Origin of the sequence: Roseomonas sp. USHLN139, assembly GCF_037145735.1 — a bacterium.
Lineage (GTDB): Bacteria > Pseudomonadota > Alphaproteobacteria > Acetobacterales > Acetobacteraceae > Pseudoroseomonas.
Map to the genome: position 1 here is coordinate 1 of NZ_JBBCWY010000017.1, position 23803 is coordinate 23803.

Annotated in this window: 33 protein-coding genes; 20 read left to right on the forward strand and 13 right to left on the reverse strand. The window is 69.3% G+C overall.

Translation table 11 applies throughout. From position 1 onward, the window contains the following. The 7 genes from WFI16_RS25155 to WFI16_RS25185 all read right to left on the reverse strand — a co-directional run. Positions 1–467: hypothetical protein (locus tag WFI16_RS25155; protein WP_442970740.1), on the reverse strand; the 467-nt coding region annotated here is incomplete at its 3' end. 71 nt (positions 468–538) lie between these two features. Continuing rightward, positions 539–943: a hypothetical protein gene (locus tag WFI16_RS25160; RefSeq protein ID WP_419900612.1), complete on the reverse strand. Its 405-nt coding sequence runs from the start codon at positions 941–943 to the stop codon at positions 539–541. Continuing rightward, a complete protein-coding gene (locus tag WFI16_RS25165; protein ID WP_419900613.1) occupies positions 940–2325 on the reverse strand; it encodes a DEAD/DEAH box helicase in 1386 nt (461 codons plus the stop codon). The genes WFI16_RS25160 and WFI16_RS25165 overlap by 4 nt, the downstream gene beginning before the upstream one ends. Beyond that, on the reverse strand, positions 2322–2516 hold the full coding sequence (locus tag WFI16_RS25170; RefSeq protein WP_419900614.1) for a hypothetical protein: 195 nt from the start codon (positions 2514–2516) through the stop codon (positions 2322–2324). The genes WFI16_RS25165 and WFI16_RS25170 overlap by 4 nt, the downstream gene beginning before the upstream one ends. Further along, positions 2503–2652, reverse strand: coding sequence for a hypothetical protein (locus WFI16_RS25175; protein ID WP_419900615.1), 150 nt, complete (start codon positions 2650–2652; stop codon positions 2503–2505). The genes WFI16_RS25170 and WFI16_RS25175 overlap by 14 nt, the downstream gene beginning before the upstream one ends. A 55-nt stretch (positions 2653–2707) precedes the next feature. Next, complete coding sequence (locus WFI16_RS25180; protein ID WP_419900616.1) at positions 2708–3808, reverse strand: DNA-methyltransferase; 1101 nt, start codon at positions 3806–3808, stop codon at positions 2708–2710. Between the two features lie 35 nt (positions 3809–3843). Next, complete coding sequence (locus tag WFI16_RS25185; protein ID WP_419900617.1) at positions 3844–4059, reverse strand: hypothetical protein; 216 nt, start codon at positions 4057–4059, stop codon at positions 3844–3846. Between the two features lie 143 nt (positions 4060–4202). Between WFI16_RS25185 and WFI16_RS25190 the strand changes: the two genes are divergently transcribed. Genes WFI16_RS25190 through WFI16_RS25200 form a run of 3 tightly spaced genes read left to right on the forward strand, consistent with a single transcriptional unit; the run spans position 4203 to position 7009 of the window. Beyond that, on the forward strand, positions 4203–4478 hold the full coding sequence (locus WFI16_RS25190; RefSeq protein ID WP_419900618.1) for a helix-turn-helix domain-containing protein: 276 nt from the start codon (positions 4203–4205) through the stop codon (positions 4476–4478). A 39-nt stretch (positions 4479–4517) separates the two neighbouring features. Continuing rightward, positions 4518–4904: a hypothetical protein gene (locus WFI16_RS25195; protein ID WP_419900619.1), complete on the forward strand. Its 387-nt coding sequence runs from the start codon at positions 4518–4520 to the stop codon at positions 4902–4904. Continuing rightward, a complete protein-coding gene (locus WFI16_RS25200; protein WP_419900620.1) occupies positions 4901–7009 on the forward strand; it encodes a DNA polymerase in 2109 nt (702 codons plus the stop codon). The genes WFI16_RS25195 and WFI16_RS25200 overlap by 4 nt, the downstream gene beginning before the upstream one ends. Here WFI16_RS25200 and WFI16_RS25205 read toward each other — a convergent pair. Continuing rightward, positions 6999–7226, reverse strand: a complete 228-nt coding sequence (locus WFI16_RS25205; protein ID WP_419900621.1) for a hypothetical protein — start codon at positions 7224–7226, stop codon at positions 6999–7001. The two genes, WFI16_RS25200 and WFI16_RS25205, sit on opposite strands and share 11 nt — an antisense overlap. 145 nt (positions 7227–7371) lie before the next feature. On the opposite strand from WFI16_RS25205, the gene WFI16_RS25210 reads away from it, so the two are divergent. From WFI16_RS25210 to WFI16_RS25250, 9 genes are all read left to right on the forward strand, one after another. Continuing rightward, on the forward strand, positions 7372–7566 hold the full coding sequence (locus WFI16_RS25210) for a hypothetical protein (RefSeq protein WP_419900622.1): 195 nt from the start codon (positions 7372–7374) through the stop codon (positions 7564–7566). Next, complete coding sequence (locus tag WFI16_RS25215; RefSeq protein ID WP_419900623.1) at positions 7559–7777, forward strand: DUF1653 domain-containing protein; 219 nt, start codon at positions 7559–7561, stop codon at positions 7775–7777. Before WFI16_RS25210 ends, WFI16_RS25215 begins: the two co-directional genes overlap by 8 nt. Further along, on the forward strand, positions 7770–8045 hold the full coding sequence (locus tag WFI16_RS25220; protein WP_419900624.1) for a hypothetical protein: 276 nt from the start codon (positions 7770–7772) through the stop codon (positions 8043–8045). The genes WFI16_RS25215 and WFI16_RS25220 overlap by 8 nt, the downstream gene beginning before the upstream one ends. Continuing rightward, complete coding sequence (locus WFI16_RS25225; RefSeq protein ID WP_419900625.1) at positions 8042–8350, forward strand: hypothetical protein; 309 nt, start codon at positions 8042–8044, stop codon at positions 8348–8350. Before WFI16_RS25220 ends, WFI16_RS25225 begins: the two co-directional genes overlap by 4 nt. Continuing rightward, entirely contained in the window at positions 8343–8639 is a 297-nt protein-coding gene (locus WFI16_RS25230; protein ID WP_419900626.1) for a hypothetical protein, read from the forward strand. Before WFI16_RS25225 ends, WFI16_RS25230 begins: the two co-directional genes overlap by 8 nt. Next, a complete protein-coding gene (locus WFI16_RS25235; protein ID WP_419900627.1) occupies positions 8636–9052 on the forward strand; it encodes a hypothetical protein in 417 nt (138 codons plus the stop codon). Before WFI16_RS25230 ends, WFI16_RS25235 begins: the two co-directional genes overlap by 4 nt. Next, positions 9049–11505 carry a hypothetical protein gene (locus WFI16_RS25240; RefSeq protein ID WP_419900628.1) on the forward strand — a complete coding sequence of 819 codons (2457 nt, stop codon included), beginning with the start codon at positions 9049–9051 and terminating at the stop codon, positions 11503–11505. Before WFI16_RS25235 ends, WFI16_RS25240 begins: the two co-directional genes overlap by 4 nt. A 133-nt stretch (positions 11506–11638) precedes the next feature. Beyond that, complete coding sequence (locus WFI16_RS25245) at positions 11639–11911, forward strand: type II toxin-antitoxin system Phd/YefM family antitoxin (RefSeq protein WP_419900629.1); 273 nt, start codon at positions 11639–11641, stop codon at positions 11909–11911. Then, a complete protein-coding gene (locus tag WFI16_RS25250) occupies positions 11908–12177 on the forward strand; it encodes a Txe/YoeB family addiction module toxin (RefSeq protein WP_419900630.1) in 270 nt (89 codons plus the stop codon). The genes WFI16_RS25245 and WFI16_RS25250 overlap by 4 nt, the downstream gene beginning before the upstream one ends. Before the next feature lie 57 nt (positions 12178–12234). Here WFI16_RS25250 and WFI16_RS25255 read toward each other — a convergent pair whose 3' ends face one another. Genes WFI16_RS25255 through WFI16_RS25265 form a run of 3 tightly spaced genes read right to left on the reverse strand, consistent with a single transcriptional unit; the run spans position 12235 to position 13033 of the window. Then, on the reverse strand, positions 12235–12594 hold the full coding sequence (locus WFI16_RS25255; RefSeq protein WP_419900631.1) for a hypothetical protein: 360 nt from the start codon (positions 12592–12594) through the stop codon (positions 12235–12237). Further along, the gene (locus tag WFI16_RS25260) at positions 12591–12785 is read right to left on the reverse strand and encodes a hypothetical protein (protein WP_419900632.1); all 195 of its coding nucleotides are present in this window, start codon (positions 12783–12785) and stop codon (positions 12591–12593) included. Before WFI16_RS25260 ends, WFI16_RS25255 begins: the two co-directional genes overlap by 4 nt. A gap of 41 nt (positions 12786–12826) precedes the next feature. Next, positions 12827–13033 (reverse strand): hypothetical protein, encoded by a 207-nt coding sequence (locus WFI16_RS25265; protein ID WP_419900633.1) that lies wholly within the window; start codon positions 13031–13033, stop codon positions 12827–12829. 582 nt (positions 13034–13615) lie between these two features. On the opposite strand from WFI16_RS25265, the gene WFI16_RS25270 reads away from it, so the two are divergent. The 3 genes from WFI16_RS25270 to WFI16_RS25280 all read left to right on the forward strand — a co-directional run bounded on the left by WFI16_RS25270 (position 13616) and on the right by WFI16_RS25280 (position 16503). Further along, entirely contained in the window at positions 13616–13948 is a 333-nt protein-coding gene (locus WFI16_RS25270; protein ID WP_419900634.1) for an HNH endonuclease, read from the forward strand. A 192-nt stretch (positions 13949–14140) separates the two neighbouring features. Next, complete coding sequence (locus tag WFI16_RS25275; protein ID WP_419900635.1) at positions 14141–14665, forward strand: P27 family phage terminase small subunit; 525 nt, start codon at positions 14141–14143, stop codon at positions 14663–14665. Beyond that, positions 14662–16503, forward strand: coding sequence for a terminase large subunit (locus WFI16_RS25280; RefSeq protein ID WP_419900636.1), 1842 nt, complete (start codon positions 14662–14664; stop codon positions 16501–16503). The genes WFI16_RS25275 and WFI16_RS25280 overlap by 4 nt, the downstream gene beginning before the upstream one ends. On the opposite strand, the gene WFI16_RS25285 is transcribed toward WFI16_RS25280, so the two are convergent. Together WFI16_RS25285 and WFI16_RS25290 are read right to left on the reverse strand one after the other, a co-directional pair. Next, positions 16500–16874, reverse strand: a complete 375-nt coding sequence (locus WFI16_RS25285; protein ID WP_419900637.1) for a hypothetical protein — start codon at positions 16872–16874, stop codon at positions 16500–16502. The two genes, WFI16_RS25280 and WFI16_RS25285, sit on opposite strands and share 4 nt — an antisense overlap. A 74-nt stretch (positions 16875–16948) precedes the next feature. After that, entirely contained in the window at positions 16949–17134 is a 186-nt protein-coding gene (locus WFI16_RS25290; protein WP_419900638.1) for a hypothetical protein, read from the reverse strand. A gap of 122 nt (positions 17135–17256) precedes the next feature. On the opposite strand from WFI16_RS25290, the gene WFI16_RS25295 reads away from it, so the two are divergent. From WFI16_RS25295 to WFI16_RS25315, 5 genes are all read left to right on the forward strand, one after another. Then, positions 17257–18585 (forward strand): phage portal protein, encoded by a 1329-nt coding sequence (locus tag WFI16_RS25295; RefSeq protein ID WP_419900639.1) that lies wholly within the window; start codon positions 17257–17259, stop codon positions 18583–18585. Then, positions 18575–19243, forward strand: a complete 669-nt coding sequence (locus WFI16_RS25300) for a head maturation protease, ClpP-related (protein WP_419900640.1) — start codon at positions 18575–18577, stop codon at positions 19241–19243. The genes WFI16_RS25295 and WFI16_RS25300 overlap by 11 nt, the downstream gene beginning before the upstream one ends. 75 nt (positions 19244–19318) lie before the next feature. Continuing rightward, a complete protein-coding gene (locus tag WFI16_RS25305; protein ID WP_419900641.1) occupies positions 19319–20551 on the forward strand; it encodes a phage major capsid protein in 1233 nt (410 codons plus the stop codon). Positions 20552–20617: 66 nt separating this feature from the next. Beyond that, positions 20618–23005, forward strand: coding sequence for a cell envelope integrity protein TolA (locus tag WFI16_RS25310; RefSeq protein WP_419900642.1), 2388 nt, complete (start codon positions 20618–20620; stop codon positions 23003–23005). Next, complete coding sequence (locus WFI16_RS25315; RefSeq protein ID WP_419900643.1) at positions 23002–23796, forward strand: hypothetical protein; 795 nt, start codon at positions 23002–23004, stop codon at positions 23794–23796. Before WFI16_RS25310 ends, WFI16_RS25315 begins: the two co-directional genes overlap by 4 nt. Positions 23797–23803 lie beyond the last annotated feature (7 nt).

Below are 23803 nucleotides of genomic sequence, written 5' to 3' on the forward strand. Positions count from 1 at the left end.
AGCCACGCGGCGCCCTTGGCCTTGGCCATGGCGCGAACGGCGGCCAACTGCTCGTCACGGTTCGCCGGCGGCGCGGGCTGGTCGGACGGGGCGGCCGCCTGGTCGGCCTGGGGCGGCGTCGGGTCGGACTGCTGGGCCGGCTGGTCCGACTGCGGGGCCGGGTCGGACTGGACGGTCGGCTGGTCCGCCTGGACGAGCGCCGGGTCGGACTGCGGCTCGATCGGGGCGACGTTCTGCTCGGCAGCCTTGGCGTTGTATGCCTCGACCGGGTCGACCGGCGCGCTGCGGCGGGACTGGCGCTGCTGGCGGGGCTTGACCGTCTCCGGCATCACGGCCGGCGGCAGGGCGGTGTCGACCACGTCGGCTTCGGGGCCGTCATACTCGGCCTGGATCGCGGCCATGATGCGCGTCGCGCGCACCGCGTCGTCCGCGGTCTGGATCTGAAAGCTGACCTGCGTGTGAAGCATCGGATTTCCTCGGGATGACTGTCTTGCGACAATGAAAGCTGTATCTTAATACGCAACACGCGGCAACGGATTTAAGGCAGAAGAAGCAACTTTTCCATGTCGTGCGCGTTTCGAGCGATCCCGGCGAATCCGCCGGCGCGCTGCACCGCGGCGATGAATCGCTGCTGGTCCTCGCGGGGCTTGCCGGCCAGCGTCTTGAACTCCGGCGCGGCGAACACCGCCACGCGCTGGCCGACCATGTCTGGCGTCACCGTGACCGTGCGCCAGCCGATAGCGTCGGACGATCCGGGGCACAGGCCGAAGGTCGCGCGCCGCGCCTGGAGCAGCAGGACGGCGCCTGGCGGCAGGCCGGGCATGCGGGCCTCCTGGCCCGTCCAGCCTTTCCCGACGTGGTTGCGGAACAGCCGGACGTCGGGATGTGAGCCGACCGCCAGCAGACATTCCGCCTGGATGACGGCCTCGGCCTTGCCGGTCATGCGAATTCCTCTCCGCTGGTCCGGGGCGCCGGCAGGCCGCCGCGCCGGAACTTCGTCTGGACCCGGACCCAGCCCGGGCTGTAGCCGCGCGCGGCGGCGATCTCCTGCAACTGCTCGAAGGTCGCGCCGGCGGTCAGCTCGGCCAGCGGCGCGCTGCGCAGCATCTGCAGCCGGCGGTCCTCCGGCGTCAGCCGCGCCAGCTCGCCCTCCCGGCGCTCGATCTCCCGGCGCTCGGCCGCGACGCGCGCCGCCTCGTAGTCGAAGCCGCAGCCCGGGCAGCACGCGGCCGGCCGGTGGATGGCGAAGCAGTCCGGGCACTGCCGGGTAGCCGGCACGGTGATCGAGCGCCGCTCGCGGCCGGTCAGGCTCCACGGGCGCGGCTCGTCCGGCATGCCGTGGCGCAGCGTGTTGCCCGCGTGATCCAGCAGCCACATGTGCCGCTTGCCCGGCGCAGGGCGCATGCCGCGGCCGACCCGCTGCAGCCAGCGGCCGAGGGACTTGGTCGGCGCCAGGTCGATCACGCACGAGACGGCCGGGATATCCAGACCCTCGTCGATCAGGCTGCAGCTGAAGACCAGCTCGACCGTGCCCGCCGCCAGGCCGGCCAGGGCGCCGTCGCGGTGCTCGGCCGGGTCGTCGCCGGCGACGGCCACGGCACGCCAGCCGGCGGCACGGAAGGCGGCCGCGGTCGCCCTGGCGTGCTCGACCGAGACGCAGAAGCCGATGGTCGGCTTGCCCGGGCAATACCACTGGTAATGGTCGACCGCGTCGCCGGTGACGGACGGCGTGTCCATCAGCGTATTCAGTTCGCGCGGGTTGAAGTCGCCGGCTAAGGTGTGCAGGGCCTGGACGTCCGGCGGCGCGGCCGGAGCGTACACCTCGACCGGCGACAGGTAGCCCAGCGCCTGCAGCTCCTGCACGGACGGGCCGAGGACCATGGCTTCGTAGAAGTCGCCCAGGCCCTTGCCGTCCAGGCGCTCCGGCGTGGCGGTGACGCCCAGCACGCGAGCCTGCGGCTGGCTGTCCAGCAGCTGCCGGAACTGGCCGGCCACGGTGTGGTGCGCCTCGTCGACGATGATGTCGTCGAACCGAGGCAGTCGGTCCAGGCGGCGCGCCAGCGTCTGCACGCTGCCGACCACGATCCGACCGGCGTCCCGGCCCGGGTAGATGGACGAGCCGGGGATCTTGCTGACCGCCTGCCGGATCAGTTCCTTGCGGTGCGCCAGGATCAGCACGCGGCCCGGGCTGCGCAGCGCGCGGCTGGCAAAGATCACAGTCTTGCCACCGCCGGTCGGCAGCACGGCCAGCACGCGCCGCGCGCCGCCGGCGAACTGCCGGTCGATACGGGAGTCCGCGCTGACCTGGTACGGCCGGAGATTCACCGGCGGCCGGCCTCGATCGCCTGGGCGAGGGCGCCTGTCGCGGCGGCGCGCTTGTCATCAGGCACGTCGGTCAGCACTTTGCCGGCCAGGAAGCCGAGGATGTACAGCATCTCGCCTATATCGAGGGGCAGCAGGATTTCGGCGATCTGCTGCGTCCGCTGGCCGATGATCTCGGGTTCATGCCGGGGCATCGGTCGCCACCTTGTACGGGCACTCGGCCGTTTCCTCGACGACACGCAGGACCATCCCGTCCGGGCGCGTCACGGTGAACGGCGGCTGCGTGAAGCCGGCGTCGATCAGCGGGCGCTTCGGGAGCGGGATGAACACCGGCCCCTTCGCCCACCAGCCCCAGCGGGGCTCTTGTATCTCCATAGGATACACCTCAGGCACAGAGGGATTCGAGTTCGAGCGCGTCAATCCGGCGCCGGATATCGGCTTGGTATTCCGGCTCGCGCTCGATGGCGATGGCGTTGAAGCCGCACTCCATGGCGGCCTGCAGCGTCGTGCCGCTGCCGCTGAACGGGTCCAGCACCGTGCCGCCCGGCGGCGTCACCAGCCGGCACAGGTAGCGCATCAGGGCCAGAGGCTTGACGGTCGGGTGCTTGCTGTCGGCGCGGTCGGCCTTGCTGGCCTTGGCCGAGTAGAAGAACCGGGCAGCCTCGCCCGGAAACGCCGCCTCGACCTGCTCGCTGCCGTCGTGGATGACGTTCGCCGGCCAGCGGCCGGCGGGGTTCTCGACCAGGGTTCCGGTCGCGGCGCTGTCGGTCGTCCAGATGCCGCCTCGAGGCTTGTCCCATTTGACAGGGTTGTCCTCGCCCTGGACCCGACATGCGTCGATGTTCAGCGCGCCGGTCCCGTGCGCCAGGACGTTCGCCGCCACGGTGCCGGCCAGCGGCTTGCGGGCGACGATGATCGGCTCGAACGCGGGCTTCAGGGCCGTGCCCCAGCCCTGCCATTGGGCGGCCTCGGGCGACGCCGGCTCGTCGCTGACCGTCATATGATTCGGGTCCAGCATATACGGCCGGACGTTGCCGATGTTCCGCTGGTGGCCGATGACGCTTTTCGGCGCTACCTTCTCCCGCTCGGCGCCAAGCATCTTGTCGATGCCCTTCGACACATCGTGCGACTTCGGGAAGCCGGTCCCGTACAGCCACATGACGGTGTCGCGCAGCTCGAAGCCGGCGTCCTCGATCGCCACGGCCATCCGGTGATAGGTCCGCGAGCCGCCGAAGGCCAGCAGGTGCCCGCCCGGCTTCAGCAGGTCGAAGGCCAGGCGCCAGGTCTCGGGCTGGAAGGCGATGTCGCCGCCGTCCCATTCCTTGCCCATGAAGCCGCGCGACTGGCGCGCGAACAGGCCGTCCGTGCCGTGCTTCGCCGGCGCCGCGCCTTCCTTGCCGAACCGCTTGACCACGCTGGTCAGGTGATACGGCGGGTCGGTGATCACCGCGTCAACCTGCTCGCCGGCCAGCGCCAGATCCAGCATGACTTCCGTGCAATCTCCGCAGAGCAGGCGGCCGCTCACGAGGCGGCCCTGCGCGCCTGGTAGTCCAGCTGAAGCTGAGCGGCGCCGACAGCGCCCTCGGTGATCTGCTCGATACGGGCGACCCGGGCGGGCCGCGGCATATCTTCCGCCCGGATATACCGGTGCGCGGTGACACGATGGCACTGCAGCTCGGTCGCGAGCCACTTGGCCGGAAGGTTGCGGCTGGCGAGCCACTGTTTGAGCGCGGTCATGTCTGATCTTGTATCTTGATACGCTACAACACGCAACGGTGACGAGGGTTTCCCTGAGGCCTGCAAGGCCCTTTTTAAGGTTCCTCTGTTCAAGTGTAGCTTGTTGGGCTACAAACCGAGTCATATCAGAAAGGCTACTGTACATGCGCAAGAAAGTGGACGACTTCGCAAAGCTGTTTCTGCAGAAGGCCGGCCAAGACTTAAGAGAAATGCGCGAAGGCGCAGGTATGACGCAGCAGGAAGTTGCGGATATATTTAACTGGAATCGAGACGCGGTCAGTAAGATCGAGTCAGGCTCAATCAATATTTCTTTGCATCACTATCTGCAGATCATACAGCAGTTCAAAGAGCTTTACCCGGATCACCCGGCCCTGCCGCTGTACGACTACCTGACGAAACCGCGTCGCGCTCGGCGATAAACGTTGCCCGCTGTATCCTAATAAGATACATGCGGACCCATGGAGGTCCGCATGGCATCCCGTCCGTTCACCGCTGCCGACGATAAGGCGATCTGCGATTTACACGCGCAGGGCCTGACGTGGCGCGAAATTGCCCACCGCCTCGGCCGCCCGTCTGGCTGGTGCGTGTCCTATCGCTGGAAGCTGCTGCACAAGCCGGCTGAGCGCGCCGGAAAACCCGGCGAAGCGCGCCGGCGCAAGTGCATGCGCTGCCCGACCGTGTTCGACAGCCCGCATTTCGGCGTCCGGCACTGCACCGCGTGCCGGGACGATCTGCAGCGCTGCGACGACGGCTTGCCGACCGGCTTCGCGACACCTGGCCGCGAGCGCACCTTTCACGGCGTCCGCGAAGATATGGCTGAGCACGGCAAGGCCGGTGCGGCATGAGGCTGCATCTCGATCTGGAGACGCGCAGCCGCGTCGACCTGACGAAGACCGGAGTCTACGTCTACAGCGAAGACGAATCGACTCGGATTATTGTCGCACGCTGGAAACTCGACAACGGCCCGCTGCGCGAGTGGACGTTCCTGCAGGCGACTCGATTTCCTGACGAACTGCTGGACCTGCTCGACAATCCCGCCGTGACCGTCGTCGCGCACAATGCCGGCTTCGAGCGCACGATGCTGAACGGCCCGCCGGGCCGGCGCCTCGGTGTCCGCCGCCCGATCCCGCTGGAACGCTGGAACTGCACCGCCGCCCGGGCCGCGTGCTTCGGACTGCCTCGGTCGCTGGACGGCGCCGGCGCCGCGCTAGGCCTGGCCGTGCAGAAGGACAAGGACGGCAAGGCGCTGATGCTGCGCATGTGCAAGCCCCTGCCCTTCCGCCGCAAGCGCCGCGACGAGACGCCCGACGAGTTCGCCGCGGCGAAGGCCGAGCACGCCGCCGGCCCGCCGGAATGGCTGGAAGACCCTGACAGCGTCGCCCGGCTGTCCGCCTACTGCGCGATCGACGTCGAGGTCGAGCACGCCATCGACGGCCTGCTGCCCGAGCTGTACGGCATGGAGCGCGGGGTATGGCTGCAGACCGAGCGCATGAACGACCGCGGCGTCCGGATCGACCTGGCGCTGCTGGACGCCGTGACGCAGCTGGTCGCCGAGGCCGAGGCGGCGGTCAACCAGCGCTTGGCCCGGCTGACGAATGGCCGCGTGCTGCGCGTCAGCGACCACGGCGCGATCACGCGCTGGCTGCAGGAATACGACGCCGACGACAACCTGGGCGAGGACGGCATCGGCAAGGCCGCGCTGGCTGCGCTGCTGGAACGGGAAGACCTGCCGCCGCTGGTGCGCGACGTGCTGCGCATCCGGCAGGACAACGGCAAGTCGTCGACGGCGAAGTACCGGACGATCCGGGAGCGCCTGTCCTCGGACGGCACCGTGAAGGGCTGCTTCGTCTACTGCGGCGCCAGCGGCACCAGCCGGTTTAGCTCGCGCGGCCTGCAGCTGCAGAATCTGCCCCGGGGCGGGTCCGTGAAGAACATCCCCGAGGCCATCGCCGAGCTGATCGCCGGCCTGTGCCTGGAGCTGGCCGAGGATCTGTACGGTCCGGCGATGGTGCTGGCGGCCGAGCTGCTGCGGCCGATCATCATCGCCGAGCCGGATCACTGGTTCGCCCGGGGCGATTACAGCCAGATCGAGGCCCGCATCCTGCCCTGGCTGGCTGGCGCCGAGTGGAAGGTCCAGGCGTTCCGGGACTACGACACGATCACCGGCACGGATGCCAAGGGCAAGCCGAAGCGGAAAGGCCCGGACCTGTACCGGGTCGCCGCGGGCAAGATCGCCGGCTGTGACGCGGCCAGCGTGACGGACGACCAGCGCCAGACGGGCAAGGTGTCGGAACTGGCCTGCGGCTACGGCGGCGGCAAGGGCGCCTTCATGGCCTTCGCCAAGATCTACAAGCTGAAGATCGCCGAGGCCGAGGCCGAGACCATCAAGACGGCCTGGCGGGAATCGAATCCCGAGGTGGTCCGACTGTGGTCCGACCTGGAGCGCGCGGCGATCGCCTGCATGCAGGCCCCGCCGGACGGCCGGCTGTTCCCGGTCGGCGACAAGGGCGTGGGGTTCAAGCGGAACGCCAAGGCGCTGCTGCTGCGCCTGCCGTCCGGCCACTGCATCTTCCACTGGTGGCCGCGCCTGACCTACCGCCAGACGCCGTGGGGCGAGGACCGACTGACCGTGATCTTCCGGGCCGAGGACCCGAAGACCACGCGCTGGACCGAGTTCGCGGCCTATGGCGGGATCTGGGCGGCCGTGCTGACCCAGGCCACGGCGCGTGACGTGATGGCCTATGCGCTGCTGCAGCTGGCCGACGAGGACATGTTCCCGGTGCTGACCGTCCACGACGAGGCCGGCTGCTTGGTGCCGCACTACATGGCCGAGACCGCCGACGAGGCGGCGCGCCTGGTCGCCCTGGTGATGCAGCGCAAGCCGGACTGGCTGGGCGACTGCCCGCTGGCCGCGGACAGCTCGGCCGCCGATCGCTACCTTAAGGGCTGACGGCGGCCCGGCACTGCTCCAGCGTGCCGCCCAGGACGCGGCACGCCTGCATTTTCTCAGCCCTGGTGTCGCCCGTGCCGTGCTGCTGCGGCAGCAGGGCGGCCAGAGCGAGGATGCCCAGCACGACCAGCCCGACAAGGGCGAGCCGGCGCTGACGGGCGAGGCGGACGGCGAGGAACAGCAGGCAGGCGATGCCGAGGACTATGGCGGTATCCATGCCCGAGGGTATCACGGCCGGCCCGCCGGCGCAGGCGTGTCGCCGAGAGCAAGACAGGAGGCGATTCGATCCCTCTATGAAGGACTCCGCTTGCCTGAGTGTTGCCCAATAAGATACAACTGGCGGGACAGCAGGAGACGCCTCGATGCCCCGCCAGTTCGCTCTGTTCCGGGTCCGGGTCGCCTTCACGCTGCCCAGCGGCCGCCGGCGGGCTTGGTCCTGCCTGGTCGAGGCCTGGAACCGCCCTGAGGCGCACGAAGCGGCGCTGCTCGCCATGCCCCGCCTGCCCGGCGCCGTGACCCTGATCACCGCGAAGAAGGAGACCGCCCGCCATGTCTGAATCCCTGAAGCATCCCGAACCGGGCTCAACTTGGCAGCATCGAAATGGCCAGCTCTACGCGGTGCTCTGCATCGCGAACGAGTTCGACGAGCCCCGCTATCCGAAGACCGTGGTTTACCAGGGGCAGAACGGAAAGATCTGGGCCCGCCGGTTCGACGACTGGCACCGCAGCATGACGCTCGCCCTGCCCGCGAGCGTCAGCCATGTCTAAGCCGTTCTGGGTCAACGTGTACCAGCGCCCGGACGGGTCGCAATTCACTGCCAGCCCGTGGCCGTCCCGTCGTCAGGCACGGCTCGCCGCAATCGACACCGGGCCTAACCGGCTCGCCTGCCGCGTCAAGGTCACGCCCCGGCCGAAGCGCGACCCGTATGCCGCGGTCGTCGACGCCCTGTGCTCGCCGGCCGGCATTGCCCCGACGCGCCAGACCAGCATGTCGCCGGCCCTCGCCGCGCCGTATGGCCGGGGCGGCCGGGCATGACCGCCGAGACAGAGGCCGAGATCCAGCGGCTTGCTTTGGCCGGCTGCACGCTGCAGGCCGCCCGGCTGTACCGAGAGGCGCACAACGTCTGCCTGTCCAGCGCGGCGGAAGCGGTCCGGCGCATACAGGCCGGGCCGGACCGGGCGCTGCGGGATCGGCTCGCCGGCCAGATCATTGCGGGGATGTATGCCTCGCTGACCGCCGCGTCGGATTGGCCGGAACCGGAGCACATGCAGCGCATGGCCGAGGTCGCCTATCTGCAGGCCGACGCCCTGCTTGCCGAGCGAGACAAGGTCCATGGCTGAGGCCCGGCCGGCCCTCTCCTACGTCCAGGCCGTAGACGCCGCGCGGGTGGCCCTCGAGGCGAACCTGCCGGCCGTCTGCCGCGAGCTGCTGGCTTGGCACGATACCGGCCTGCTGCCGGACGGCCGGCTGCGCGAGGCCGCGGCGATCCTCGAGCCGGTGGCCCCGGGCTACTTCCTGCAGATCGCCGAGGGCATGGCGAACCGGGCCGCGCTGAAACACGCCGCGCAATCGCAGTCGGACCCCGGGCCGTGTCAGTCTGCCTCGCCTGCCCTGGAGTCCGACCGGTGATCATCCATCCCGAAACCGCAGACCCGGCGACCCTGGTCGACCGGCTGCGCGGCGTCTACCGGATCCCGATCACCGACGGTCTCGGCCCGGCCGGCGGCGACGAGCCGTCCAATCCCACCGAGTTCGTCCGCCGGCACCAGGCCTCGCCGATCCAGCACGCCGCGGCCGCGGAGATCGAGCGACTGCGCGCCGAGGCGCTGGAAGCGCGCCGGCTTTACCTGTCGTGGATGTCGGACGCGGCGAAGGCCATGGCCCGGGCCGAGCGCCTGTTCGCCGTGGTCGACGCCCTGCTGCAGCACGAGACGTCCGGCTTCCTTGGCCCGGACGCCGAAAAGAACCGCCGCGCCAGCTATCGAGGCGTGGTGCGCAAGGCCCGGAAAGCCCGGGCGGATGTGGAGGCCGGCAGGCTGTGATCGTCACCTTCTTCGACAGCCAGGCCGCGGCCCGCGCCGTTCAGCGCGACATGACCCTGGCCGATATCGCCGAGATGGCCCGGTCTACCCGGGCCGCGGCCAAGGCAGACCTGCCCTGGATCAAGCTGGCGGTCTTCGGCGACCGCCGGACGCCCAAGGGCAGCCTGCGCCACAATGCCAACGTCACGGCCATCACCGGCATCGAGGCCGACTATGACGCCATGGACATGCCGATGGAGGACGCCGCGGCGATCCTGCGCGGCGCCGGCATCACGGCCCTGTTCTATACCAGCCCGTCGCACCTCGCCGACCTGCCGCGCTGGCGCGTGGTCTGCCCGACGTCTGCCCCGGTCGGCCCCGAGCTGCGCGCCAGTCTGACCGCCCGGGTCAACGCCCTGCTGGGCGGCGTCCTGGCCCGGGAATCCTTCACGCTGTCCCAGGCCTACTACATCGGTCATACCGGGTCGGCCTCGCACACGGTGCTGCTGGTCGAGGGCGAGCGCACGATCGACCAGGCGGTCGGTCTGCCCGAGACCTACCCGATCCGCCTGGAGCCGGTCGCCGCGCCGCAGGTCATCCACCGGCCGGACGCCGGGCCGGACGAGCGGGCGTCCGACACCCTGCGGTCTGCCTGCGACCTGCTGCTCGGTATGACCGGCGGGGATACGCACCCCGTGCTGCTGCGGGCGACCTACATGGTCGCGCCCTTCATCCTGTCGGGCCACCTCGACGAGGCCGAGACCAGCACCGCCCTGGCCGACGCCTGCGCGACCGCGGTCCGCCCGCCGAACCCCGGCGAGATGGAGTCCGCCCTGGCCGGCGCGCTGGCCAAGGCCACGCCCTACGAGCCGTCCACCGGCGGCAGCGAGTTCGACGACGGGTCCGCCCCGGTCGGACCGCCGCCGCGCCCGACGATCCAGATCCGGGCCGACGACCTGACCGGCATGGTCAACCTGGCCGAGGCCTCGCTGCTGGCGTCGCACGAGCTGGTCTACCAGCGCGGCGGCGAGGTCGTCCGGGCGGGCCTGGCGCGCATCCGGCACCCGGGCGGCAAGAGCGGCGTTTCGCTGGCCGTCGTCCCGCTGGGCGAGGTCGGACTGCAGGAGGTGCTGGGTCGGACCGCCATCTGGGAGCGCTGGGACGCCCGCGAAGAGGAATGGGTGCGGGTCGGACCGCCGATCGCCGTCGCCCGGACCTACCTGGCGCGCGCCGGCATCGGCTGGCGGCTGCCGGTGCTGGCTGGCGTGGTCTACGCGCCAACGCTGCGCCCGGACGGCTCGGTCCTGGACCGGCCGGGCTACGACGAACAGACCGGGCTTCTGCTGGACCACCAGGGCCTGAGCTTCCCGCCGGTGCCGGCCAGTCCGACCCAGGCGGACGCGCAGTCTGCCCTGGCGCTGCTGGACGGCCTGCTGGACGAGTTCCCCTTCGTCGGCCCGGTCGACCGGGCGGTCGCCCTGTCGATGATCCTGACCAGCCTGGTCCGACGCGGTCTGCCCACGGCGCCCATGCACGGTCTGACCGCGCCAACCCCGGGCACCGGCAAGTCCTACCTGCTGGATTTGGCGACCCTGATCTCGACCGGCCGGAAGGCCGCCGGCGCGCCGTGGCGCCGGGACGACGAGACCGAGAACGCCAAGGTGCTGGACTCTGCGCTGCTCGCCGGCGCGCCGGTGCTGGTGCTGGACAACATCGAGGGCGAGCTGTCGGGGGCCAAGCTGGCGGTGATCCTGACCCAGACCGAGCTGAAGGTGCGGCCGCTTGGCGGGTCGACCGAGGTCACGGTCCAGGCGAACCAGATGGTGCTGGCGAACGGCAACAACCTGACCGTGGCGGCCGACCTGACCCGCCGCACGCTGCTCTGCCGGCTCGACGCCAAGATGGAGCAGCCCGAGAAGCGCCAGTTCGCTGCGGCGCCGGCCGACTTGGTGATGGCCGACCGCGGCCGCTTCGTGGTGGCAGGTCTGACCGTGCTGCGGGCCTACGTGCTGGCAGGCCGACCGGGTCTGCCTCGCGCCCTGGGCAGCTACGAGGCTTGGTCTGACCTGGTGCGCGGCGCGCTGGTCTGGCTCGGCCAGGCCGACCCGGTCGACAGCATGGGCACCGCCCGGGAGAACGACCCGCGGCGGAACGAGCGCTTGGCGGTTGTCTCGTCCTGGGCCGAAGCGTTCGGAGCGGACGACGTCACGACCGCCCAGCTGATCGAGCGGTCTGCCCAGCGGTCCGACCTGCGGGAAGCCCTGATGGATGTCGCCGGCGCCGGAGGGACGATCAACTCCCGGCGGCTCGGCCGCTGGCTGATGGCGCAGCGAGACGTGCCCACGGGCGGACTGACAGTCCGACGCGCCGGCCTCAATCGGACGGGGGTGGCGATGTGGACGCTGGACGGCGCCTCCCCGGCGGCCCGGCCGGAAGGCAGCAACGTGCTGGAGTTCGAGCGGCTGCTGGGCTGATGCGGAATTAACCTCAAACCCGGAATTAACCTCTCTCGGGGAATTAACCGCGCAGCCGGAACATAATCCTTGTGTCCGATAATTCCGCACACTAATAAGCGTACAGGAACCTGTACGCTGTTAGGAGCTGACCATGTCCCACGTGTCGTACACCAATCTGCGCCAGAACCTCGCTCGCTACCTCGACGAGGCGGTCGAGAGCCGAGCCCCGGTCATCATCACGCGCTCGGCCGGCAAGCCCAATGTGGTGATGATGTCGGAAAGCGAGTTTGAAGGCTGGCAGGAGACGGTGCATCTGCTCAGGAGCCCGCGCAATGCGGCGCGCCTGCTCGGCACGATCCGCGATTACGAGCAGGGCGCGGGGGAGCTGCACGAGCTGAAGCTTGAACACGCACTGCCCGAGTGAGAGTCTACTTTCTAGAGCAGGGCTGGGAAGACTACCGGCACTGGCAAGCCACCGACCTTGATACGCTGAACAAGGTCAACGAACTGATTGAGGCAGTCCGGCGGACCCCTTTCTCTGGCATTGGCAAGCCAGAGGCGCTGAAAGGGGATTTTTCCGGCTGGTGGTCCCGGCGGATCACACAGGAGCATCGCCTAGTTTACCGCGTCGAAGGCAAGGCAGGTACGGACCAGCGCATAATCATCGCGCAGTGCCGCTATCACTACTGACCACATGGAGGCAGACCGGTCCGCTCTCCGGTCTGCCTGGACGCCGCGCCGGTCAGACTAGCGAGTCTGGAAGTCCGCCCAGGCTTGGCCGGCGGTGGCCGTGCGGACGCCGTTCCAGGCCTCGTGACGCTCCAGCAGCCCGCGCTCCAGAAGGGCAGCGATTTCGCCGGCAGTGATGCCCGCCTGCTGCTCTAAGAGCGCCGGCGCGCGCCACGTCTCCCCGCCACAGACGGTCAGGATGTAGGTCTCGCGCGAGGTCAGCGGCCCCGGCGGTAGCGGCGGCAGCGTGTACATCTGGATCGCCGCCGCGACGATCCGCTCGGCCTCGGCGATCGCCGCCGGGTCGCCTTCGCGCCGCACGTCGTACAGGTAGGCCGCCCGGGCCTCCGGACTGCGCAGATCCTCGGGCTTGGTCATCGCAGCATCCTCTCCAGGTCGCGTTCCTCCGCTGCGGCCTCGAACGGGCAGCGGTCTGTCCCGAGATACTGCGCCGCCCTGCGGCCGAGATCCCGGTCGATCGGCCGAGCATAGCCGCCTGTAGCGCAGTAGGAAGCGCGGTCCGCATAGAAGCGCAGCACGGCCTCGGCTTCAGCCAGGCGGGCAGCCAAGCCTGGCTCAGGCACGCAGGGCGGGGCCGGTGCGCGAGCCATCAGCCCAGCCCGAACCGGCCGCCGCAATGCGGGCAGGCGGGCGTCAGCTTGTGTTCGTCCGGGCAGCGCAGGCAATTACCGGCCGGCCGCTTCGGGACGGTGTCACGGCATCCGTCGCACCACATGACGGTCGGGCTGCCTCGGCTGGTGCTGGTGAAGCCGCAGGCCTCGCAGGTCCGCCACTCGATCGCCTGTCTCTGTTCCATCAGCCCAGCATCCTTTCCAGTTCACGGGCCTCGCGCCAGAGGCGGGCGGTTTCGGCCTTCTTCGCACGGTACAGCGGGTCAGTCTTCCGCTTCTCATGGTACGCCCTGGCCCGGGCGCGCGCCTGCTCAGCGCGCAGCGGGTCGAGAGGGACGGGTGCCGCGTCCTGCCATTTCCGGTGCGCCGCCGCACGCCGCCGCCGCTGCCGGTCCCGTGCGCCAGGCGGCGCCTGCTGGTCCCGGCACGCCGTGCATGCCGGCCTCGTGGCTTTATGGTGGCACGCTTTACCGCAAGATACGCAGGTCAGAGGCATGATTCGGTCTCCTGAGTATCTATGTAAGATACATATACGACCCGTTTCAAGCCCGATCCGCTGGGTATGCAGGCTTTCGCTGGTTTTCTCCTTACCCCCTAGAGAGCGATTCTCATTTAGATAGATACGGTATGTGATGTCGTATATTCGTAAAAGAGAATCGCTATAGGGTAGGCGGGGCAGAAACCCGCATTATCCGGCAAACCCAGCGGTATCTTAAACCGCTACATCGCAATAGCCCACGCACCCGCTCGGCCTGTAGGGTCCAGGCATGCCGGGCAATCCCTTCTACCAGACCGCCGCATGGCGGGACGCGCGCCGCGCCAAGCTTCGCAGCACTCCGGTCTGCGAGGCGTTCGGCTGCAGCAAGCGGGCAGGCCACGTCGACCACAAGTTGGCGATGCGGAAGGGCGGCGCGCCGCTCGACCCCTCGAACCTGCAGGCGCTCTGCCATAGCTGCCACAGCCGCAAGACGGCGCGGCAGGACGGCGCCTTCGGCAATGCCCCCCGCATCCCAGGCGCCTCGGTCGACGGGCGCCCAGCCGACCCTCAGCACAGGTGGAACAGAGCGCCAGGGAAGCCCGCCAGCGGCTCGGGCGGCTGAGCGGCATGCGGCCTCGTCCATCCCTCCGGACCGCCCTGGGCGGCCTCCAGCGGCGCCGGGCGGGGCACGTCTCGGCGGGCCGGCGCCCCGGGGAGGGTCAAAAGGATTGCCGGATTGAGGGCCAAACCGAGCGGTGCTCCTCGGAATGCACCGAACCGAAATGGCAGAAGTTTCTAGAGGAACGCAATTGACATGGCCGGAAGGCCCCGCAAGCCGAGTCATCTGAAGCTGGTCACCGGGACGGAGCGGAAATCGCGCGCCAATCCGGCCGAGCCGAAGCCGGGCAAGGCGCCGCGCCTCGCGCCGCCGGGCCTGCCGGACGCCGTGGCCCGCGCCTGGCGCCTCTACGTGCCGCGGCTGGACCGCATGGGCGTGCTGACCGAGGCCGACATCCCGGCCGTCCTGGCGCTCTGCTACGCGCACGCCGAGCGCGACGCGGCGCGCGCCGCCCTGGCCGAGCCGTTCGTCATCCGAGGCACGGGCGGCGGGCCAGACGTGACGGTGGCCGCCGGCGGCGTGACGACCTACGCCACGATGTCGGCGACGGGCGGCTACATGCTCCGCACGCGGCCGGAGGTGGCGCTGGTGGCCGACGCAGACCGGCGAGTCATGGCTTACCTGAGCCATTTCGGCCTCACGCCGGCGGCGCGGTCGAAGGTGCAGGTCACGGGCGGCGACGCAGGCCCGGCGGACGAGGCGGACGCGTTCTTCGGATGACCGCCGAGAAACCGGCTCGCAAGCCCCGCGCATCCCGCGCCAAGGCCCCCACGACCACCCTGGCAGGTGCGCCTGACCACCCCGTCACCCTCTACGCCAGGGCTGTCACCACGGGCGAGCTGCCTGCCGGGCCGCTGGTGCGCGGCGAATGCGCCCGGCATCTGCGCGACCTGGCGGACGGGCACAAGCGAGGGCTGTTCTTCGACCGGGAGAAGGCCGACCGGGCGCTTGCGTTCTTCCCGAAGGTGCTCCGGCTGAACGGCGGCGAGCACGAGGGCGCGCCGTTCGAGCTGCTGCCCTGGCAGGTCTTCGTGGTCGGTTCGCTGTTCGGCTGGGTCAATTTGGCGACCGGCTACCGGCGGTTCCGCATGGCTTTCGTGCTGACCGGGAAGGGGTCCGGCAAGTCGCCGCTGGCCGCCGGCGTGGGCATCTACTGCCTGACGTCGGACGGCGAGCCGCGCGCCGAGGTGTACGCTGCCGCGTTCAAGAAGGACCAGGCGCAGATCCTCTTCCGCGACGCGGTGGCCATGGTTGACCAGTCGCCAGCGCTGTCGGCCCGGCTGCAGAAGTCGGGCGGCGATGGCAAGGAATGGAACCTTGCCTACCTGAAGACGGGTAGTTTCTTCCGCACCATCGCCAGCGGCGACGGCCAGAGCGGGCCGCGGCCGCACTGCGCGCTGCTGGACGAGATCCACGAGCATCGCGACAACACGACTGTCGAGATGCTGCGGGCCGGCACCAAGGGCCGGCGCCAGGCGCTGATGTTCGCCATCACGAACGCCGAGGCCGACCGGACCAGCGTCTGCGCGCAGTACCGGGAATATGCCGGCAAGGTGGCCCGCGGCGACCTGATGGACGACGCGTTCTTCAGCTACGTGGCCGGCCTGGACGAGGACGACGACCCGTTCAAAGACGAGTCCTGCTGGGCCAAGGCGAACCCGTCGTTGGGCCACACCTTCGGCATGCAGTATCTGCGCGAGCAGGTCACACAGGCCCGGGGCATGCCGAGCAAGGAAGCGATCGTCCGCCGGCTGAACTTCTGCCAGCCGACCGACGCCGCGGCGCCTTGGATCGACCGGGACGCCTACGAGGCGTGCGAGGCCGACTTCAAGCCGGACGAGCTGATCGGCCTGCCGTGCTGGCTGGGCCTGGATCTGTCCAGCAAGCGCGACCTGACCGCCCTGGCGGCGGTCTGGCTGCACCCGGACGGCCGGCGGTCCGTGGCGACGTGGTCCTGGACGCCCGGCGACACGATGGACGAGCGCGCCCGCACCGACAACGTGCCGTATCGCGCCTGGAAGGACGCCGAGTGGCTATTCGCCCCGGCCGGCCGGCTGATCGACAAGGGGCATGTGGCGCGCTTCGTGCAGCAGCTGGCCGCCCGGCACGACCTGAAGGCCCTGGCATACGACAACGCGCAGATGGACGACTTCCTGCGGGCCTGCGACGACATCGGCTTCGACGCCTGGATCGACGACGGAGAGGTCGAGGCGCACCAGCAGATCGGCCTGCGCCTGGTGCGGCACGGCCAGGGCTACAGCGGGTTCAATTCCGAGACGGTCCTGTGGATGCCGCGCTCGATCAGCCAGCTGGAAGAGGCCATCATCAAGGGCCAGCTGGCGATCCAGCGCAATCCGGTGCTGCGCTGGGCGAACGCCTCGGCCGTCGTCGCGGCCGACCCGAGCGGCAACCGGAGATTCGACAAGCGGAAGGCCACGGGCCGTATCGACCCGCTGCTGGCCGTCACGATGGCGATGGGCGCCTCGCACACCGGCGCGCCCGTGGCGCCGGTGTCGGTCTTCGACCGCGAGGACGTCTATGCGGCGCTGTTCGACTAGCCGAAGATCGCCCAGCCGAGCGCGCCGGCGGCGGCGGTGACCAGCAGGCCGGTCAGCACGCCCAAGACGGGGCTGCCGCGGCGCGCCGCCGGGATGAACCGGATCAGCGAGCCGTCTGGCCGGGCATCGTACCCTTCCGGCACCCAGACGATCGTTCCCGGCTGCGGCGCCGGTGTGTGCCGCTCCAGGTTCGAGAGGTTGACGGTCGTGCGCTTGCCGTCCGACCAGTCGACGGTCCCGAGCCAGCCGTACTCGACCCGGTCGAGCCGGCCCCGCAGGTCGGCGACCCGCGCGCCGCACGGCCGCGCCACGTTGTCGAGGAAGGTCTGCGAATAGACCACGGAATCACCCGCGGCGAGAGCCTGAGCCATGTTCGGATGCCTTGCGATGCGTCTGCGCCACCCTGGCGCATGGAGTGCCGGGCCGAGACCCGGCGCCCGATGCGTCAGCCCTGGCGGCTGGTGATGTGCGCGCGGAGCTGGCTGAAGCGGGCAGCGCGGTCGCGCGCTTCCTCGGCCTCTGGCCCGGTCGGCCGGCCGTAGCGCAGCAGCAGATCCTGGTCGCGCATGGCCATGGTCAGTGCCAGGACCAGGTCGTCTTTTTGCTCGTCGGTAACTGCCAGATGCAGCACGGGCGGCCTCCTCTTGGCCGTCGCGCCATTGCGCCGGCATCGACGTTGTAGCTTTATAAGATACAGGCTTGCAAGCCGATTCGCGCCGCAATGGCGGTCTGCTCTGGCGACAGGATAGTATCTTGGCAAGCTACAGCAGGATTGCGCGCCTTATGGCCTGGCCCCTCTTCAGCTCGCGGCCGACAGCGGAACGGCGCGAGCCGACCTTCGCGGCTTCAGCGTCGCTGGAGAACCCGAGCACGTCCCTGTCGAACCCCGCCGCCTGGCTGACAGGCTGGGCCGGCATGGGTGATGTCGACGCGGTCGGCCCGGCCGTGACCGAATGGACCGCGATGCGGGTCTCGACGGTGCATGCCTGCGTGCGGTTGATCTCGGGCCTGATCGCCTCGCTGCCGCTGAACGTCTATCGAGACCAGGACGACGGCGGACAGGACCGCGTGCGCGACAGCGTCGCGGCGCGCCTGCTGGATCGGGTGATCTATCCCGGCCGGCCGATGACCGCCTTCACATGGCGCGAGCTGGTCGGCACGCATCTGATGCTGTGGGGCAACGCCTACGCCATCATCCGGTACGACCTGGCCGGCCGCGTGCGGGGCCTGGAGCCGGTTATGCCGTGGCGCGTAACCATCCTGCGGCACCAGTACCGCAGCTGGTATCAGTGCCAGCTGGAGGACGGCTCGACCGAGACGATCCCGCACGACGAGATGCTGCACTTCGTCGGCCCGTCGTTCGAGGGGCTGAAAGGCGACGCCCGAATCGCCTTCGCGCAGGAGGCGATCGCCCTGGCGCGCACCTTCGCGCAGGAGGCCGGCCACGCCCACGAGAACGCCACGCGGCCGTCCGGCGTGGTGGAGCTGCCGCCCAGCCTGACGCCGGAAGGCGCCAAGCGGATGAAAGCGCAGTTCGACGGATCGAACACCGGGCGCCGCAACGCGGGCCGGGTCGTCTACGTCGACAAGGACAGCAAGTTCACCGCGGTCAAGATGACGCCGCTGGAGCTGGCGACGCTGGACGAACGGAAGCTGCAAGCGGAGATCATCTGCCAATATTTCGACGTGCCGCCGCATCTTATCGACGCCAGTGACCAGACCGATTGGGGTACCGGGGTCGAGCAGAAGACGCTCGCCTTCCTGAAGTTCCGGTTCAACAAGGTACTGTGCTGCATCGAGGCCGAGCTGAACGCCAAGCTTTTCGCGGACTCGGTCGATTACTGCGAGTTCAACCGCGACGCGATGCTGGCGATGGATGCCAAGACGTCGGCCGAGGTGGCGCAGATCGAGATTTTCTCGGCGCAGCTGCTGCCCAACGAGGCGCGGCGTCGAAAGCGCCGGCCGCCGGTGCCGGGCGGCGACCAGCCGCTGATCAACTCGACCATGATCCCGCTGGCCAAGGCCGGCGAATCCCGGACGCCGCCGGCGCCCGCCGCAGGGAAGCAGACCAATGAAGCGTGAGAAGCGGTACTCGGGCCGGGTGCTGGCCCTGTACGAGGCCGGCCCGAAGGGCAAGCTGGAGGTGCGCGCCGCCAAGGCCGACCAGCCGGCCGAGATCCTGCTGTACGACGAGATCGGCTATTGGGGCGTGACCGCCAGCGACTTCACCGCGGCGCTGGCCAGCGTCGGCGACCAGCCGGTGCGTGTCCGCATCAACAGCCCCGGCGGCGACGTCTTCGACGGCCTGGCCATGTACAATGCCCTGCTGGCGCACAAGCCCGGCGTCGAGACCGTGGTCGACGGCTTGGCCGCGTCCATGGCGTCCGTGATCGCGCTGGCCGGCAAGCTGACGATGCAGTCCGCGAGCATGTACATGATCCACAAGGCCTGGACCATCACCGGCGGGAACGAGCACGACCTGGCGCAGGTCGGCGGCGTGCTGGCTAAGATCGACGGGCAGCTGGCCGCGGTCTATGCCGCGCGCACCGGCAAGCCCGTCGACGAGATCGTCGGGGCGATGGCGGCCGAGACCTGGTACACCGCCGACGAGGCCAAGGCCGCGGGCTTCGCCGAGACGGTGATCGCGCCGCCCGCGGCCGAGCCGCCGAAGGACGACAAACGGAAGGCCCGCGCGCTCGCGCGCCTGCTGCTGACCGAAGCCGAGCTGCCGTCGCAATAGACGGTCGGAATTCTTCGCCCGTATTGTATCCGGGCAAGATACACAACCCGCTGCACGGCAGCAGAGGACAACGACATGCGTAGCAAAGCGCTCCGCGCGCAGCGGGCCAAGCTGATCGAAGACGCCCGCGCCCTGATCTCGGCCGAGGACGCCGGCGACGAGGCGTTCGCCCAGTCCGAAGTTATGATGGCCGAGGCCAGCAAGCTGATGACGCGGATCACCGCCCTGGAGGCGGCCGACCGCGAGGCCGCCGAGCTGGCGCAGATCCACGGCGCCGCCGCGGAGCAGCACAACCGCTCGGCGGACGAGCAGGCCGAGGCCATGGCCCGCGAGAAGCGCATCCTGACCGCCGTGCTGCGCGGTGCGGTCCGCACCCTGTCGCCCGAGGACCAGCAGCACTACCGCGACGGGCTGGCCGGGCGCGGCATCAACGGCGTCGCCGCGACCACGCCGAACAGCGCCGGCGGCTATACGATCGCCCCGGAATACGCCCGCGAGATGCTGGTGACGCTCAAGGCCTTCGGCGGCGTTCGCGAGGCGGCCCGCGTGCTGTCGACCGCGAACGGCACGACCATCCCCTGGCCGACCAATGACGACACCGCCAACCGTGCGCGCATCATCGGCGAGAACGCCGAGATCACGGCGGACAACGATCTGGTGTTCGGCCAGGTCAACATCGGCTCCTACAAGTACGCCACGGGCGTCCTGAAGGTGTCCGTCGAGCTGCTGCAGGACAGCGCCTTCGACTTCGACGCGCTGATCCGCAACGCCATGATGACCCGCTTCGCGCGTGGCCTGAACGCCGACATGACCACCGGCGCCGGCACGGCCGGCCCGCAGGGTGTCGTCACCGGCGCCGCGGTCGGCGCCACGGGGGCCACCGGCGCCACGGTGACCGTCGCCCCGGACAGCCTGATCGACCTGCAGCACAGCATCGACCCCGCCGTCCGCAACAACGGTCGCTGGATGCTGCACGACACCACCCTGGCCGGTCTGCGCAAGCTGAAGGATGCCGAGGGCCGGTATATCTGGCAGCAGGGTGTGCTGGTCGGCGAGCCGGACACGCTGTTCGGCAAGCCGATCACCGTCAACCAGGACATGCCCGTCCCGGCGGCCAATGCGAAGTCGATCCTGTTCGGCAATTTCGGCTCGTACATGATCCGCGACGTCATGTCCGTGCAGATGATGGTCCTGCGCGAGCGGTATGCCGAGTTCGCCCAGGTCGGCTACCTCGCCTACATGCGGTCCGATGGCCGCTACATCACCGCGAACGCCGAAGTGAAGGCGTACCGCCACAGCGCGACCTAAACCGTCGCCTACGCCGGGCGCAGCCGCGTCCGGCGTGTCTTCTGACAGGCTACAAGAGGCGCACTGATGCCCGGTATCGTCGGCAATTCCATTCCTGCGACTCTGACGCCGGGCCTCGATACGCTGGCTCGCGGCGCCGCTCTCGACGCGGTCCAGCCGAAGGTGAAGGAAGCCACCGACGCGGCCGAGGCAGCAGAGCAGAGGAAGAGTGCCGCGGAGGAAGCCGCGCGGCAGGCCGGCGAGCGCAAGGACGAGGTGCAGGCTGCCGCCGGAGTCGTCACGGCGGCGCAACAGGCGGTGGAGACTGCGCGCCAAGCGACCGAGGCCAATAAGACCAGCGCGGCCGGGTCCGCCGCCGCGGCGCAGGCCGCGCAGGGGCAGGTCCAATCCCTAATCGCCGGCGCGGCCGCATATGGCACCAAGCTCAGCGCGGCGGAAGGCTTCGCAGACGGCAATATCGCCACGGGACGATCGTTCTTCGTCGCGACGGGCGGAAACGCGGTGCTTTACGTCAAGGGCGCCACGGTCGAGACGACGGTCCCTTCGACTAATCCGGCGCTGTCCCTCGTAGGCCTCGACGCCGTCCTGGCGGCGACGACCGCGGCCGGTCAGCGGCTGCCGCTCGACGGCTCGCAGCAGATGGCGGGCGACCTGCGCCTGGGCGGCTTTCGGCTTGCCGGCGCAGTCAGCCTCGACTTCCACAAGTCGGCCACCGCCACGGATGACGACTATGTCCACGTCATCGCGCCGAAGGCGGTCAGCGGCAAGCAGATCCTGTTTCTGGCGGTCAACAAGCGCACCGGCCTCGGCGCCCTGGGCGCCCTGGAGACGGAAAGCCTCGACCGGCTGGGCCATGATCTCTATGGCTCGGGTCTGCGCATCACGACGACCGTGGCGGACGAGGGCGGCTATGTCGACCTGCTGGACCTTCGCACCGCCGCGGGCATCTCGGTCCGCACGGTCGCCGTCAGCAAGCGGACGGGGCTGATCGACCTGGGCGCGCTCGCGCCCGAGTCGCTCCTGCGACTGGCCGAGGATCTGTACGGGTCCGGCGTCCGCATTTCGAATCTGGTGCCTGACGAAGGCGGGTATATCGACCTGATCGGCGCGACGATGCCGAACGGAACGCCGATCCGTAGCGTCGCGGTGAACAAGCGGACCGGTCTGGTCGATATCGGGGCGCTCAGCCCGGAGACAATCGGCCGGTTCCGGCGAGACTTCGGGAGCGGAGGCAGCCGCCGTCTCGGCACCGCTTCGCTGGCGTCGGTCATCACCCTGATTTGGCAGGCCGGCCAGTCGCTCAGTATCGGCGGCATGGAGCAGGAGCACTTCGCCGCCGGCGAAGGTTTCTGGCTGAACCCGTCACCTTACACCGCCTACAGCTACATGCTGAACACCGGGCTGCGCGGCGCGAAAGGCGCGATCCAGGACACCAGCAAGATCGTCGACTTCGTGCCGGCGCAGGACGACACCGACACGGACCTGCTGCGCGGCCAGGTGGCCGGCCCCTCGATGATGGCCCGGCTGCACTATGAGGCTACCCGGCGCGGCGGCTCCATCTCCGACATGGTCTGGCGCTCGCACGGACAGGGCGGGCGGAAGATCTCTCAGCTGCAGTCCGGCAGCCAGCCTTTCGAGAACGGTGTCGCCGAGCTGGCGCGAGCCATTGCTATTGCTTCGGACTATGGCCGCGCAGTGGAGCTGCCGGCCATCATGTGGACGCAGGGGGAGCAGGAGCGCGCTGATATCCCCTACACCACGAAGGAGGCCTACCTCGCCAGCCTGGTGCAGCTGAAGGACTCCTATAACAGCCGCTGCCTTCCGCTGCTGCCGGCGGGGCACCCGTCGATCGTGATGATCATCGACCAGCTGAATGCCAGCAGCTACGCAGGCCCGGGCACGCCGGCACAGATCGCACAGTACGAGGCGGCCAAGAGCCTTCCCGGCTTCTATCTGGCCTGCCCGAAATACTTCCTGGGCGTCTCCGACAGCGTCCACCTCCGCGCCATCGGCTACGCCATCCTCGGCGAGTACCAGGCCCGCTGCTGGCATCAGGTCGTTCGGCTGGGCAACACCAGCTGGAAGCCGGTCATGCCGACCAGCGTCAGCCGCTCTGGCACCACCATCACCCTGACGCTCAATCGCCCCTATGGCGGCAACATCGTCTTCGACACCACCGCTCTGCCGCAGCGCGCCAACTACGGCTTCGAGTACGACGGCGCGAACATCGTCAGCGTGGCGATCACCAACGCCGCCGCGGGTATCATCGCCATCGAACTCGACGCTGCTGCGCCGGGCACCCTCAGCTACGCCTGGACCTCGATCGGCGGCGGCTACGGCCAGCGGCCCGGCGCCTGGGGCAACGTCCGCGACGACAATCTGGTCCCGGCCGTCACCCTGCCACGCGTCACCCTTCCCAATTGGCTCGTCACCTTCCAGGAGACCGTCTCGTGAGCCTCTTCAAAGTCGACATCGTCCCGACGGAGCCGGACCCGCGCTTGGTCTTCGCGCCGAACTACGGCGAGGATATCCCGAAGCTGCCCGGTATGTGGAGCTGGCATTCGCTGCAGCGCCGCTTTGTGACGCTCGACAGCAGCAGCAATATCGAGTCCGTCGCCGACCGCTCGGGCAATGGGCGGACGCTGGGCGGCGTCTCGGCCGCGGCGCGGCCGGCGTTCGTCGACGAGCAGATCAATGGCCGTGGCGTGGCTCGCTTCGCTGGTCTGCAGGGCCTGATCTACCAGGGCGACCATCCGACCGGTGCATACACGAATATCCTGGTCGTGAAGCCGCAGGCGTCCACCACCACGGGGACGATCTTCGGGCAGACGACCTCGTCGAACAACAACCATCGCTCCTATCTCGACCCGAACACCCTGGCGTTCCATCACCAGGCGCAGAACGGCGTGCTGGCGGCCGGCGATGCCAATGCCAATGCGGGGGTCGCGGCCGCGGACGAATGGCATATCCTGATTTCGAGCTTCAACGGCGCGGCCAACACGGTCAAAGCAAAGGTCGATGCGCAGGCGGTGGCCGTGGTGACGAAGACCGGGCTGACGGCGATCAACAGTCTGACCAACTACTACGGCTGCGGCAACTTCCCGTCCGGCGTACCGGCGAGCGGCTTTAAGGGCGACGGCGCCGAGATGATCGTCATGTCGGTCGACCTGCTGGACCCGTCTCAGGCCGAGACCCTGGCCTTCCTCGCCGGCTACTTCGAGACCGCCTTCTCGAAGACGATCTGAACGAACG

Excerpts from the sequence above, each read along its gene's own strand:
- WFI16_RS25160 (WP_419900612.1), bottom strand. The coding sequence starts at position 943 with ATGACCGGCAAGGCCGAGGCCGTCATCCAGGCGGAATGTCTGCTGGCG.
- WFI16_RS25170 (WP_419900614.1), bottom strand. The coding sequence starts at position 2,516 with ATGCCCCGGCATGAACCCGAGATCATCGGCCAGCGGACGCAGCAGATC.
- WFI16_RS25180 (WP_419900616.1), bottom strand. The coding sequence starts at position 3,808 with ATGCTGGATCTGGCGCTGGCCGGCGAGCAGGTTGACGCGGTGATCACC.
- WFI16_RS25185 (WP_419900617.1), bottom strand. The coding sequence starts at position 4,059 with ATGACCGCGCTCAAACAGTGGCTCGCCAGCCGCAACCTTCCGGCCAAG.
- WFI16_RS25190 (WP_419900618.1), top strand. The coding sequence starts at position 4,203 with ATGCGCAAGAAAGTGGACGACTTCGCAAAGCTGTTTCTGCAGAAGGCC.
- WFI16_RS25195 (WP_419900619.1), top strand. The coding sequence starts at position 4,518 with ATGGAGGTCCGCATGGCATCCCGTCCGTTCACCGCTGCCGACGATAAG.
- WFI16_RS25200 (WP_419900620.1), top strand. The coding sequence starts at position 4,901 with ATGAGGCTGCATCTCGATCTGGAGACGCGCAGCCGCGTCGACCTGACG.
- WFI16_RS25205 (WP_419900621.1), bottom strand. The coding sequence starts at position 7,226 with ATGGATACCGCCATAGTCCTCGGCATCGCCTGCCTGCTGTTCCTCGCC.
- WFI16_RS25210 (WP_419900622.1), top strand. The coding sequence starts at position 7,372 with ATGCCCCGCCAGTTCGCTCTGTTCCGGGTCCGGGTCGCCTTCACGCTG.
- WFI16_RS25215 (WP_419900623.1), top strand. The coding sequence starts at position 7,559 with ATGTCTGAATCCCTGAAGCATCCCGAACCGGGCTCAACTTGGCAGCAT.
- WFI16_RS25220 (WP_419900624.1), top strand. The coding sequence starts at position 7,770 with ATGTCTAAGCCGTTCTGGGTCAACGTGTACCAGCGCCCGGACGGGTCG.
- WFI16_RS25225 (WP_419900625.1), top strand. The coding sequence starts at position 8,042 with ATGACCGCCGAGACAGAGGCCGAGATCCAGCGGCTTGCTTTGGCCGGC.
- WFI16_RS25230 (WP_419900626.1), top strand. The coding sequence starts at position 8,343 with ATGGCTGAGGCCCGGCCGGCCCTCTCCTACGTCCAGGCCGTAGACGCC.
- WFI16_RS25245 (WP_419900629.1), top strand. The coding sequence starts at position 11,639 with ATGTCCCACGTGTCGTACACCAATCTGCGCCAGAACCTCGCTCGCTAC.
- WFI16_RS25255 (WP_419900631.1), bottom strand. The coding sequence starts at position 12,594 with ATGACCAAGCCCGAGGATCTGCGCAGTCCGGAGGCCCGGGCGGCCTAC.
- WFI16_RS25265 (WP_419900633.1), bottom strand. The coding sequence starts at position 13,033 with ATGGAACAGAGACAGGCGATCGAGTGGCGGACCTGCGAGGCCTGCGGC.
- WFI16_RS25270 (WP_419900634.1), top strand. The coding sequence starts at position 13,616 with ATGCCGGGCAATCCCTTCTACCAGACCGCCGCATGGCGGGACGCGCGC.
- WFI16_RS25275 (WP_419900635.1), top strand. The coding sequence starts at position 14,141 with ATGGCCGGAAGGCCCCGCAAGCCGAGTCATCTGAAGCTGGTCACCGGG.
- WFI16_RS25280 (WP_419900636.1), top strand. The coding sequence starts at position 14,662 with ATGACCGCCGAGAAACCGGCTCGCAAGCCCCGCGCATCCCGCGCCAAG.
- WFI16_RS25285 (WP_419900637.1), bottom strand. The coding sequence starts at position 16,874 with ATGGCTCAGGCTCTCGCCGCGGGTGATTCCGTGGTCTATTCGCAGACC.
- WFI16_RS25300 (WP_419900640.1), top strand. The coding sequence starts at position 18,575 with ATGAAGCGTGAGAAGCGGTACTCGGGCCGGGTGCTGGCCCTGTACGAG.
- WFI16_RS25305 (WP_419900641.1), top strand. The coding sequence starts at position 19,319 with ATGCGTAGCAAAGCGCTCCGCGCGCAGCGGGCCAAGCTGATCGAAGAC.
- WFI16_RS25310 (WP_419900642.1), top strand. The coding sequence starts at position 20,618 with ATGCCCGGTATCGTCGGCAATTCCATTCCTGCGACTCTGACGCCGGGC.